The organism is Lederbergia sp. B243.17 (genome assembly GCF_057657925.1).
In genome coordinates, this window is record NZ_JBWBKF010000020.1 from 14,539 (window position 1) to 27,265 (window position 12,727).

Sequence of the window (12,727 nt, forward strand, 5' to 3'; positions counted from 1 at the left end):
CACTGAACATTAGACATGCGGATGAGCGGCATGCTCATCCGCATGTCCAATGTTCAGTTCTGCCATGAAAAAAATCATGACAGTCCTAAGTATAGCCACAGCAGGGCATTTACAGCCTGGCAAACCGAAAAATCACCGATTGGCTTCCAAGTTGCGGTAAAACATTTTTCACTAATAAAAAAGCGGGATTACTCCCGCTTCTCTCATCGGCTGCTCCTTAGCGGCGCAAACCAAGTCTGTTGATCAATTCACGATAGCGCTGTACATCTTTGTTGCGCAGGTAAGTCAATAAGTTACGGCGGCGTCCGACCATTTTCAACAATCCGCGGCGGGAATGATGGTCTTTTTTGTGTGCGCGCAAATGATCATTAAGATTGTTAATCTCTTCTGTCAATACTGCGATCTGCACTTCTGGAGACCCCGTGTCACTTTCATGAATTTTGTACTGGTTGATGATTTCGTTCTTGCGTTCTTGAGAAATCGCCATCCTGCTCCACCTCCTAATTTTTCCAATCCCCTGTTACCGAGCAACCGTCGGTGATTCGCGTTGCCAAGCAAAGGTTCTTGATACTGTATTAGAATACATCTTCCAGGAAGAAAAATCAAGCGTTATCGCGGAACGTTTTAAAGTAGTCCTCCGCCCATTGCTTATCCTTTCCAATCTGGCTGATCAGTTCGTCGATGCCGTTGAATTTCTTCTCATCCCGGATTCGTGAACACCATTCAACCCGGACTTCCTCTCCATAAATGGATTCGTCAAAGTGGATAATGTGCACTTCTACAGAAAGTTCAGATTGCCCTGGATCTTTAAATGTCGGCTTATATCCAACGTTGCAAACGCCGCCGTAAACTTTCCCGGCGACATGGATCCTAACAGCATATACACCCTTGCCCGGGATGATATAACCGTCCTCCATCCCTATGTTAGCAGTCGGGAAACCGATTGTTCTTCCACGTTTTTCTCCGTGGATGACCGTGCCTTTCGTGCTGTAAAAGCGACCGAGAAGCTGGTCGGCTTCGTCAACTTTTCCTTCTGCAACCAGCTTTCGGATCCTCGTTGAGCTTACCTTTTCCTCGTTATGATCCTCTTTTTCGACAACCTTGACGGAAAAACGCCCCTTCGCATGCTCTGGCATCGTCTCCATCGTTCCTTTGCCGAATTTGCCGTATGTATAGTCGAACCCGGCAACCACAAACTTTGCATTTAGCCCAGCCACATACGAATCGATGAAGGTTTGGGGATCAAGGCTCGCAAATGCAGATGTGAAGCGGACGATAAAGAGGTAATCAACGCCCATCCCGCGGATCAGTTCAATCTTGTCCGCAAGGGGGGTGATATATGCCACTTGCTTTTTCTCTTTGCTCAGCACGATCGACGGATGCGGATCAAACGTCATGACGGCGCTTTTGCAGTCATGCTGCTTCGAAAGACTGATCGCTTCTTGAATCACTTTCTGATGCCCCTTATGTACACCGTCAAAAAATCCGAGCGCCATGGACAGCGGCGGGAATTCCCCCGGCTCCATCGGCTGAGGATGATGGATCGTGATCACTTTCATCTTCTTTCACCTAGCTTCCTATTTCAATCATTGATCGTTTCTCAGCACCTTGACAGGCTTAATTAAGTTCGGCTTTTCGGGATGAAGCTGATAAATTGCCATTGCCTTGTTTCCAAACATCATGGCCGTTTTTCCTTCCGGCCAGCCGGCAGGCAGCGGCAGCACAGCACCATTCTTAACCTTTTCAGCCATTTCCTCATCAAGGTTGAACTTGGCAAGGCCGGCAATTCCTTTTTCCAGCGGATACAGCAGCCCTTCCCAGTCATTCTCTTTAATTTTACTTTCTAACTGTTCAAATGTCACACATTCTGCCGCAGTAAAGGAAGCGGACTCGGTTCTTGTCAGTGAAGACATATGCGCAGGATAGCCAAGCTTTTCGCCGATCATTACTGCGAGGGTGCGGACATACGTCCCTTTGGAACATTTGACCCGAAAACGGAAGGAGACGGTATCACCGCTTCTTTCCGGTTTTTCCAGCAGCTCGAGCTCATGGATCTCAACGGTCCTTGACGGCCGCTCCACTTCGATGCCGGCGCGTGCATATTCATACAAGCGCTTACCCTTTACTTTTACTGCCGAGAACATCGGCGGCGTCTGGGTGATCTCTCCCGTCAATGATTCAAGTACGCTGAGGATCTCCCCCTCGGTAATCTCACGGTCAACCGCTTGAGAATCGACCACATCACCTGAGGCGTCCTCTGTCGTTGTTGAGAAGCCTAGTGTCGCTTCCCCGATATATTCCTTGCCTGACTCCGTCATATATTCAGCAACCTTTGTTGCGGTTCCGATACAGATCGGCAGCACGCCGTCTACATCCGGGTCAAGCGTCCCTGTATGCCCGACACGTTTCATCCGTAGAATTTTTCGGACTTTAAACACACAGTCATGGGACGTCATCCCTGCAGGCTTCCATAATGGCAATATCCCTTCCATTCCGATTCCCCCTTTTTTACGCTCAAAAAATGGATAGACAATTTGTCTATCCATTTTTCCGTTGAGCCGGATCCGCAAAGCTTCCTCCACCGAGTGGGAAAGCTTTGCTTTATTCATCTTCCTTAATTTCTTTCAGCAAGCTTTCGATCCGGTTCCCATAGTCGATCGATTCATCGAATTCGAACAGAATTTCCGGCGTTTTGCGAAGGCGAATCCGCTGGCCGATTTCTGATCGGATAAAGCCCTTCGCCTTCGCAAGACCTTTCAGCGTATTTTCCCGCTGCTCCTCATCACCGAGGACAGAGATATAGACGGTTGCCTGTTGCAAGTCGCCCGTTACCTGGACATCTGTAACGGTGACAAAACCGATTCTCGGATCTTTCAGCTTTCTGCCGATAATTTCACCGAGTTCCTTTTTCATCTGTTCTCCAACCCGGTTTGCCCGAACGCTCATCTAAAGACACCTCACATTACAGCCATTCAAATTCGGTCTTGATCCTTTCCCATTCTGGAAAAGAATCAAGAAAACCGATGGCTTGATTCAGTTCCCGCTCTGAGGCCTGTTTAGAAGATGTGACGGTAACGAGCGCAATCCTCGTCAGCTGCCACAGATCCTGATGGCCGATTTCAGCGGCAGAAACATTGTATTTCTGTTTTACTCTTGTAAGTGTTCTCTGCATTACTGCTCGTTTTTCCTTCAAGGACAACGTACCGAAAATTTTAAATTCGCATTCGCAGTAGCCAATCACACCCGCTTGATTTCCTCCATCACATACGCTTCGACGATGTCGCCTTCTTTGACATCATTGTAGTTTTTGATAGTGATCCCACATTCATACCCTTGGCTCACTTCTTTTACATCGTCCTTGAAGCGCTTAAGGTCATCAATGGTACCCTCGTAAATGACAATGCCGTCTCGGATCAGGCGCACGCCGCTGTCGCGGGTGATTTTACCATCCGTGACATAGGAACCGGCGATTGTGCCGATTTTCGATACTTTGAACGTCTGGCGCACTTCTGCCTGGCCGATGATTTTCTCTTCGAATTCCGGATCAAGCATCCCTTTCATAGCGGATTCGATTTCCTCGATCGCTTTGTAGATGATGCGGTGAAGACGGACTTCTACCTTCTCGGAATCTGCGGCACGCTTCGCATTTACATCCGGACGGACGTTGAAACCGATGACGATCGCATTCGATGCAGCCGCCAGCGTAATGTCGGATTCGTTAATCGCTCCGACAGCCGTATGGATGATTTTTACATTGACGCCTTCTACATCGATGTCGCGCAAAGCAGCGGCAAGTGCTTCTGCAGAGCCTTGTACGTCGGCTTTGATGATGACATTAAGGTCTTTCATCTCGCCTTGTTTCATCTGTTCAAACAGCGTGTCGAGGGAAACGCGGGAGCTTTCATTTCTTGAAGCCTGAAGCGCATCTTGTGCTCTCGATTCGCCGACCTGGCGGGCAGTTTTCTCGTCTTCGAAGACAACGAAGCGGTCACCGGCTTGCGGTACATCGTTCAAGCCTGTGATCTCAACAGGAGTCGATGGTCCTGCTTCTTTTACCCGTCTTCCTATGTCGTTAACCATCGCACGGACACGGCCAAATGTGCCGCCGGCAACGATCGGATCTCCGACACGGAGCGTACCGTTCTGGACAAGCAGTGTTGCGACTGGTCCACGGCCTTTGTCAAGCTGTGCTTCAATGACTGTTCCGATTGCTTGGCGATTCGGATTAGCCTTGAACTCTTCCACTTCACTGACAAGGAGAATCATTTCCAGCAAGCTGTCGATTCCTTCGCCTTTAAGTGCTGAAATCGGAACGAAAATTGTATCGCCGCCCCAGTCTTCCGGTACAAGGCCATGCTCGGTCAGTTCCTGCATAACACGGTCGGGATTGGCAGTCGGCTTGTCAATTTTATTAACAGCAACAATGATCGGCACTTCGGCTGCTTTCGCATGATTGATCGCCTCGACTGTTTGCGGCATAACGCCATCATCCGCTGCGACAACGAGAATTGTAATATCAGTAATCTTCGCCCCGCGTGCGCGCATTGTTGTGAATGCTGCGTGTCCCGGAGTGTCCAGGAAGGTAATATCTTTGCCATTAGCCGTGATCTGGTAGGCGCCGATATGCTGGGTGATACCACCAGCTTCGCCCGCTGTCACTTTTGTATTGCGCAAAGAGTCAAGCAAAGTTGTTTTCCCGTGGTCAACGTGTCCCATAATGGTGACAACTGCCGGCCGTTCGATTTGCTTGTCTTCGTCATCCTCAGTGAAGTAAACTTCGAGGTCTGTTGCATCGATCTTGATTTCTTCTTCCACTTCTACACCGTAATCTGTACAGATCAGCTCGATGGCATCTTTGTCCAACTCCTGGTTGATCGTAGCAGCAACCCCAAGCATAAAGAGCTTCTTGATGATCTCGGATGGCTCTCTATGGAGTTTTTTCGCAAGTTCCGCTACGCTCAGCGAATCGCTGAATGTAATTTTTTCAGGAAGCTCTTTTTGCTTTTGCGGTGCAGGCTGATGCTGTTGCGGCTTTTGACGCTGACGGCCTTTTGGTGCATTGTTGTTTTTGCGATTGCGGTTATTGAATCCGCCTCTCTGGTTTCCACCCTTTTGGTTTCCGCCTTTTTGGTTTCCACCTTTTTGGTTTCCTCCGCCTTGGCTACTTCCTCTTGGTTGCGACTGGTTGCGATTTTGACTTTGCTGTTCACTCATATTCGGTTTTCTTTGCCCCATCTCTTGATTTCTTTGATTTCCAGCCGGACGCTGGTTTTGGCTTTGAGCCGCTGGCCGCTGCTGTGACGAGTTGCCCGTCCGCTGCCCTTGCTGAGCACCTGCATCGGCAGGTCGATTGCTCTGGCCGGATGGCTGTCCGCTTCTTGCTTGGCCGCCGCGGTTGTTCTGCGGTCTGTTGCCGCTTCCTTGCGGCTTGTTTTCACTCTGTTGTCTAGGCTTCTGGCTGGAGTTTTGCGGTTTTTGGCCGGCATTCTGCGGCTTTCTTGCTCCATTTCCAGGCTGCACTCCCGTAAACACTTTGTCCAGTTTACCGACCGTATCCCCATCTAGCATTGACATATGGTTGGTTACCTCTATATTCATGCCTTGCAGCTTTGATATAACATCTTTGCTTGTCGTGTTCTGTTTCTTCGCATATTCATAAACACGTACTTTACTCATATGTTCACCCCCGTTTTATTCATCGAGCAGGAATGATAGTTTTTCGGCAAAGCCTGCTTCCAAGACAGCAACGGTTACTCTCGCTTCTTTCCCGATTGCGGAACCGAGCATTTCCCGGTTTTCTACAAGGCGGATTGGAACTCGGTAGTAACTGCATTTATCCTGTATCTTTTTGGAAGTGTTGGAGGAGGCATCTTTGGAAAGCAGAACGAGCTTTGCTTTCCCTTGCCGGATTTCCTTGACGACCAAGTCTTCTCCCGAAATGACTTTTCTTGCCCGATTTGCCAATCCAAGCAGTGACATCCATTTTTCCTGATTCATCGGATTATTGTTTCTCCTCGCCGGCCAGATCCAGAAGCTCATCATACACCGATTCCGGAACTTCTGCCTGAAGCTGGCTGGCAAAAACATTTTTCTTCTTTGCCTGTAATATGGCTTCGCGATCTTTTGAAACGTATGCACCCCTGCCCGCTTTCTTTCCAGTCAGGTCAACCGATACTTCCCCTTCTTTCGAACGGACGATGCGAACCATTTCTTTCTTTGGCTTCATTTCCCCTGTTGCCAAACATTTTCTCATCGGTATTTTTCGGCGGACTGCCATTTCTCTTCACCCCTATTCGACATCTTCCTCAATTCCATCGAAAGTATCAAAAGAGTCATCTTCATCATACGCTTCATAATCGTCCTCTTCAAAAAGAGAGTCCTCGCGCGGATAAATGCCGGCTTCCCGTGCATCCGTTTCACTCTTGATATCAATTTTCCAGCCTGTCAACTTAGCTGCCAAGCGTGCATTCTGTCCGCGTTTTCCGATTGCCAGGGATAGCTGGTAATCCGGTACGACTACAGTTGTGGCCTTATCATCTTCGTTTACCGCCACATCCACTACCTTCGACGGGCTAAGTGCGTTTGCTACGAAATCAACAGGATCGGCAGACCATTCGACGATATCAATTTTCTCGCCTTTAAGCTCATTGACGATCGCCTGAACTCTAGTTCCCTTTGGACCGACACATGAACCGACCGGATCGACCTCTTCATTGTCCGTATAGACAGAGATCTTAGAACGGTCACCCGCTTCGCGCGCAACAGACTTGATCTCAACCGTGCCGTCAAAGATTTCCGGCACTTCGATCTCAAACAATCTTTTCAGAAGGCCTGGATGTGTGCGGGATACATAGATTTGTGGACCCTTTGTTGTCTTCTCGACTTTGGTGATATACACTTTGATCCGGTCATGCGGTTTGTAGGTTTCGTTCGGCATCTGCTCGCTCTGCGGCAAAAGTGCTTCGATTTTGCCAAGGCTTACATAGATGAAACGAGGATCCTGGCGCTGCACGATTCCTGTCATGATGTCATCTTCACGGTCGACAAACTCCGAATAAATAATGCCTCTCTCTGCTTCACGGACACGCTGGGTGACTACTTGTTTCGCTGTCTGAGCAGCAATCCGGCCGAAGTCCTTAGGTGTAACTTCCAGCTCGACAATGTCGCCTGATTCATAGGCAGCACTGATTTTCTTTGCTTCATCAAGCGAGATTTCCAATCGCGAATCAAAAACTTCATCAACGATCTCTTTCCGGGCAAATACCCGCATCGTGCCGGCTTCCAGATTCAAATCAACACGGACGTTTTGCGCCTGGTTGAAATTTCGTTTGTACGCTGAGACGAGAGCAGCCTCGATGGCTTCGATTAATACGTCACGAGAAATGCCTTTCTCTTTTTCCAAAATAATCAGAGCATCCAATAATTCTGAGCTCATGATAATGTCATCCCCTTTTTTTACAATTCAGCTTTACGCTATGAGATTTTTAGAAAACGACAGCCAGCCGCGCTTTGGCGACTTTGTCATATGGCAATGTCACGGTCTTCACTCTCGTCTTCACTTTCATTTCCAACGTTAGGTTGCCGTCCTCAAAAGAAACGAGCTTCCCTTCGAATGTCTTTTCTCCGTCAATTGGCTCGTAAAGCTTTACATGAACATGTTTGCCGACCGCCTTCAGGACATCCGCTTCCTTCTTCAAAGGGCGCTCTGCACCGGGCGAGGAAACTTCCAGAAAATAATTCTGCGGAATCGGATCCAGCTCATCCAGCTTCTCACTGAGCTTTTCGCTGACAATGCCGCACTCGTCAATATCGACACCGGCATCCTTGTCAATGAAAAGGCGAAGAAACCAGTTCTTGCCCTCTTTTACATACTCAATATCCACCAGTTCAAGCTCCATCTCTTCCAAAATCGGAGAAGCCAATTCTGCTACGGTATCTATTACCTTGCTCATACAAAACCTCCAGGATAAATGATTCTTCCACACCCATTATTATCCCCGACAATACGAAAGAGTGGGGGGCGCCCACTCTTGTTTACAGAGAGTTATTCGTAGTATTTCCACTAAAAATATACCATACCCAGAAATTGAATGCAAACAAGAAAAGCGGAGGCGGCTTGCCCAGGGGCGACAGGCGCTGGAGGGAATCCAACGAGATAAAGGAAACACGGCGACAAGGGAGCCGATGTTAACTTATCGTAGGCGGATTCCCGAAGTCCGCTAGCCCCTGCCGTCCCGAGATGGACAATGAAAAGCGGAGGCGGCTTGCCCAGGGGCGACCCCGAGCCCCTAGCCGCCCGGAGCTAACCATTAGAATAACGGTGAAACAAAAGAAAACGGAGACCGCCTCCGGTCTCCGCCTTCTGATTAGAACAGCGACAATTGGTTCTGCTCCGGCAATTCTTCGAGGCAGCCGTGCTGATCCAAGTATTCCACAATGGTTTTTGATACCCTTCCCCGTTGCTGTAAATCTTCTTTCGAGAGGAATTCGGCTTCCTCGCGAGCTTTTACAATATTGATGGCAGCGTTTGTGCCAAGTCCAGGGATTGCATTGAATGGCGGGATGAGGGAATCCCCCTCAATGATAAATTCCGATGCGCTTGATTTATAAAGGTCCACGCGCTGAAATTTATAGCCCCGTTCACACATCTCAAGGGCAAGTTCCATTACTGTGAGCAAGTTCTTCTCCTTCGTCGACGCTTCCAGACCTTTGGCATTGATTTCCTCAATTTTCGCCCGAATCGTCTGGGATCCGCGAACCATCGCATTCAAATCGAAGTCCTCCGCACGTACTGTAAAATACGCTGCATAGTATAGGAGCGGATGGTGTACTTTGAAGTAAGCAATACGGACAGCCATCAAAACATAGGCGGCCGCGTGCGCTTTCGGGAACATGTATTTGATCTTTTTGCATGAATCAATATACCATTCCGGCACTTCATTCTTGCGCATCTCCTCTTCCCATTCAGGAATCAGTCCTTTCCCTTTCCGGACAGATTCCATGATCTTGAAGGCGAGAGACGGCTCAAGACCCTGATAGATAAGGAAAACCATGATATCGTCACGACAGCCGATTACTTCCGGCAACGTGCAAGTCTTGCTGTAAATAAGCTCTTGGGCATTGCCGAGCCAGACGTCGGTTCCATGAGAAAGTCCGGAAATCTGGACGAGCTCTGAGAACGTCGTCGGTTTTGTATCCTCAAGCATTTGACGGACGAAACGGGTTCCGAACTCTGGAATCCCAAGCGTTCCGGTTTTGCACATGATCTGTTCCTCTGTCACGCCAAGTGATTCCGTTCCACCAAATATCTTCATTACTTCCGGATCATCGGTCGGAATCGTCTTCGGATCGATCCCGCTCAAATCCTGAAGCATCCGGATGACCGTCGGATCATCGTGCCCGAGAATATCGAGCTTCAACAAATTATCATGAATGGAATGGAAGTCGAAATGCGTTGTCTTCCACTCGGACTCGCTGTCATCGGCTGGATATTGGATCGGTGAGAAGTCGTAGATTTCCATATAGTCAGGAACTACGATAATGCCTCCCGGGTGCTGTCCTGTCGTCCGTTTTACCCCGGTGCAGCCCTGGACAAGCCTCTCCACCTCTGCATTTCTCAGCATCATATTATGATCCTGGGCATAGCCCTTTACATAGCCAAACGCCGTCTTCTCCGCAACCGTACCGATTGTTCCAGCACGATACACATAATCCTCGCCAAAGAGCACTTTCGTATAGTTATGGGCTTTCGGCTGATACTCCCCGGAGAAGTTCAAGTCGATATCCGGAACTTTGTCCCCCTTGAATCCAAGGAATGTTTCGAACGGAATATCCTGGCCGTCCTTTACGTATTCTGTGCCGCACTCCGGGCATGACTTATCAGGCAAGTCAAACCCTGATCCGACAGATCCATCATTGAAAAACTCGGAATGCTTGCAGTTCGGGCAAACGTAATGCGGCGGCAGCGGATTTACTTCGGTAATTTCCGTCATCGTCGCAACGAACGACGAGCCGACGGACCCCCGGGAACCGACGAGGTAGCCGTCATCAAGCGACTTTTTCACGAGCTTATGAGAGATGAGATAAATAACGGCAAACCCATGGCCGATGATACTTTTCAGTTCTTTCTCAAGCCGGGCTTCAACAATTTCAGGAAGCTCATCGCCGTATATCTTCCTCGCCATGTTGTAGCTCATGTCTTTGATCTCATCTTCAGCGCCTTCAATTTTTGGCGTGTACAAATCATCTTTAATCGGCTTAATACTTTCGATTCTGTCCGCAATTGCATTCGGGTTCAGAACGACGATCTCTTTCGCCTTCTCTTCTCCGAGGAAACGGAATTCCTTCAGCATTTCATCCGTTGTCCGGAAATGCACGTCAGGAAGCTGATGGCGATTGAGCGGATTCGCTCCCCCTTGGGAACCAACGAGAATCTGCCTGTACACCTTGTCAACTTCGTTCAAATAGTGTACGTTCCCTGTTGCTACCGCAGGAATCTCCAATTTTTCTGCGAGCTCGACGATGTTTTGAATAATGTCTTCAAGATCCTTCTCATTCCGCACAAGCTCCATTTCGAGCAGATGGGAATAAACAGGCTTTGGATGGACCTCAAGGTAATCATAAAAACGGGCTGCTTTTTCCGCCTCTGTCTTCCCTTTTTGCATCATCGCTTCAAACACTTCACCTTTGTCACAGCCGGAACCGATCAATAGGCCTTCACGGTACTTCTCCAAAAGCGAGCGTGGAATTCTTGGCACCCGATAAAAGTAATTCATATGTGAAAATGAAACGAGCTTGAACAGATTTTTCAATCCGGTATCGTTTACGGCGAGGAGCGTGCAATGGTAAGGGCGCGCCCGCTTGTATGCATCGCCTTCCCCCACATGCCGGTTCAGGTCATCATGGTAATCGATCCCCTTCTCCTTCGCATCCTTCAGCATTTTCAACATGAGATAGCCAGTCGCTTCAGCATCATAGATGGCCCGGTGGTGCTGGGTCAGTTCGATGTCGAATTTCTTCGCAAGCGTATTGAGCCGATGGTTTTTAAACTGAGGATACAAAAATCTTCCAAGCTCAAGCGTATCGATTACCGGGTTCTCCGCCTTTCCAATCCCGTATCTCTGATAGCCAGTATTAAGGAAGCCCATATCAAAAGAAGCGTTATGGGCAACGTAAACAGCATCCCCTGTCCATTCATGGAAATCACGAAGCACCTCATCGACATCTGGAGCATTTTGCACGAGGTCATCCGTAATCCCGGTCAGCTCGATGGTCGTTGAAGAAAGCGGATGATGCGGATTGGCAAAACGTTCAAACCGGTCGATAATCTCACCGCCCTGGACTTTTACGGCAGCCAGTTCAATAATCGTGTCATAAATTGCGGATAACCCTGTCGTTTCGACGTCGAATACGACAAACACATCGTCATCTAAAAGGCGATGGGCGCTATTATAAGCAATCGGGACTCCATCGTTGACCAAATTGGCCTCAAGCCCGTAGAGGATTTTGATGTCATGCTTTTTCCCTGCGCTGAAAGCTTCCGGGAAGGACTGGACAACTGCATGATCGGTAAGCGCAATCGCTTTGTGCCCCCATTTTTTCGCCTGTGCGATATGGTCAGCGACCGATGTGACAGCATCCATCTGGCTCATCGGCGAGTGGAGATGAAGCTCGACTCGCTTTTCTCCTTCAGGGGCTAAGTCTTTCCGTTCGACAGGGCGGATTTCATTGATGTCATTCGCCATCATGACGAGGTCGCGGACAAATGTATCCATCTGGACACTGCCCCGGACCCTTGCCCACATCCCTTTCTTTACTCTGGCAAGCATCGCAGCATCCTCTTTGTCACGGGAGAACATTTTCACCATAATGGAGCTTGTATAATCGGTGATTTTAAAAGTAAGCAGCGTCCGGCCGCTCCGAAGCTCTCTCGTCTCTGCATTGAAAATATATCCCTCAATCGCGACCCGGCGCTCCTCATCGATGATTTCTTCAAGCCGTTTGATTTCTTCGTTTTCTTTGATCGTAATCCCGATCGTAAGCGGGCCTTGAGGCGCTTCGGCTCCGCCGCCTTTTGCACGTTCCGCCTCCTGCTGCACCATGTCAATTACAGCCTGCCTTGCCCGCTCCTCATCTTCTTTTTGCTTCGCTTCTACAAATCTCTCAAACTCCTCGCCGCCGTTAGCCTCTTGCTGAACGACCGCGTCGAGGATCAAATGTGGAAAGCCGTATTTTTGGAGGGACAGGCCAATGAGATCACCGTATTTTTGCTTCAGTGTCCTCGCCTCTGTATCATTTCTTGCTGTGATCAGCAGCTTATTCCCCTGCAGTTCCGGGAGCTGTCCATTGAGCAGAGAGAGAAGCATTGGTGAGATGCCTTGCAGCTCTTGAAGGCAATCTGTCCAGTAGTCGGCAATCAGCTCAGGCGTGAATTCGGCGTTTTTTACCTTCAGCGTAAAATTGATATCGGCAATACTGCGGAAACTATGCTGCAAATGCTGTTCCAGCTTTTTGTATGCGGCAAAGGGGATCAGCTTTTCCAATAAAAAATAAAAATGCCAACGCTTCCTTTTCCTGTCGATTTGCAGCTTTTCAATTTCCCCGTTTTCGACGTATTGTATGAAATGGTCCTCGGTCAGGCCGAGCTGCTGCAATAAGAGCCGGAATCGCTCTTTTTTCTCTACAGGATCTTTTTCCAACTTGCACACCCCCTACATGAATAAAATTG

Annotated in this window: 10 protein-coding genes and 1 pseudogene; all 11 read right to left on the bottom strand. The window is 48.8% G+C overall.

Annotation, left to right across the window (positions count from 1 at the left end):
* Positions 1 to 217 precede the first annotated feature (217 nt).
* The 11 genes and pseudogenes from rpsO to AC0TWI_RS02300 all read right to left on the bottom strand — a co-directional run bounded on the left by rpsO (position 218) and on the right by AC0TWI_RS02300 (position 12,698).
* The gene (gene rpsO, locus AC0TWI_RS02250; RefSeq protein WP_488124710.1) at positions 218 to 487 is read right to left on the bottom strand and encodes a 30S ribosomal protein S15; all 270 of its coding nucleotides are present in this window, start codon (positions 485 to 487) and stop codon (positions 218 to 220) included.
* Positions 488 to 586: 99 nt separating this feature from the next.
* A pseudogene (gene ribF, locus AC0TWI_RS02255) lies at positions 587 to 1,559 on the bottom strand (bifunctional riboflavin kinase/FAD synthetase); the annotation flags it as partial.
* Positions 1,560 to 1,586: 27 nt separating this feature from the next.
* Positions 1,587 to 2,492 (bottom strand): tRNA pseudouridine(55) synthase TruB, encoded by a 906-nt coding sequence (gene truB, locus AC0TWI_RS02260; RefSeq protein WP_488124783.1) that lies wholly within the window; start codon positions 2,490 to 2,492, stop codon positions 1,587 to 1,589.
* Positions 2,493 to 2,601: 109 nt separating this feature from the next.
* The gene (gene rbfA, locus AC0TWI_RS02265) at positions 2,602 to 2,946 is read right to left on the bottom strand and encodes a 30S ribosome-binding factor RbfA (RefSeq protein WP_488124711.1); all 345 of its coding nucleotides are present in this window, start codon (positions 2,944 to 2,946) and stop codon (positions 2,602 to 2,604) included.
* A 16-nt stretch (positions 2,947 to 2,962) separates the two neighbouring features.
* Positions 2,963 to 3,241: a DUF503 domain-containing protein gene (locus tag AC0TWI_RS02270; RefSeq protein WP_488124712.1), complete on the bottom strand. Its 279-nt coding sequence runs from the start codon at positions 3,239 to 3,241 to the stop codon at positions 2,963 to 2,965.
* Positions 3,238 to 5,676: a translation initiation factor IF-2 gene (gene infB, locus AC0TWI_RS02275; protein WP_488124713.1), complete on the bottom strand. Its 2,439-nt coding sequence runs from the start codon at positions 5,674 to 5,676 to the stop codon at positions 3,238 to 3,240. Before infB ends, AC0TWI_RS02270 begins: the two co-directional genes overlap by 4 nt.
* A gap of 15 nt (positions 5,677 to 5,691) precedes the next feature.
* Positions 5,692 to 5,997, bottom strand: coding sequence for a YlxQ family RNA-binding protein (locus tag AC0TWI_RS02280; protein WP_488124714.1), 306 nt, complete (start codon positions 5,995 to 5,997; stop codon positions 5,692 to 5,694).
* 4 nt (positions 5,998 to 6,001) lie between these two features.
* Entirely contained in the window at positions 6,002 to 6,277 is a 276-nt protein-coding gene (gene rnpM, locus AC0TWI_RS02285) for an RNase P modulator RnpM (RefSeq protein WP_488124715.1), read from the bottom strand.
* Between the two features lie 12 nt (positions 6,278 to 6,289).
* A complete protein-coding gene (gene nusA / locus AC0TWI_RS02290; protein ID WP_488124716.1) occupies positions 6,290 to 7,435 on the bottom strand; it encodes a transcription termination factor NusA in 1,146 nt (381 codons plus the stop codon).
* Between the two features lie 49 nt (positions 7,436 to 7,484).
* Positions 7,485 to 7,952, bottom strand: coding sequence for a ribosome maturation factor RimP (gene rimP / locus AC0TWI_RS02295; RefSeq protein WP_488124717.1), 468 nt, complete (start codon positions 7,950 to 7,952; stop codon positions 7,485 to 7,487).
* Between the two features lie 414 nt (positions 7,953 to 8,366).
* Positions 8,367 to 12,698 (bottom strand): PolC-type DNA polymerase III, encoded by a 4,332-nt coding sequence (locus AC0TWI_RS02300; RefSeq protein ID WP_488124718.1) that lies wholly within the window; start codon positions 12,696 to 12,698, stop codon positions 8,367 to 8,369.
* Between the last annotated feature and the right edge of the window lie 29 nt (positions 12,699 to 12,727).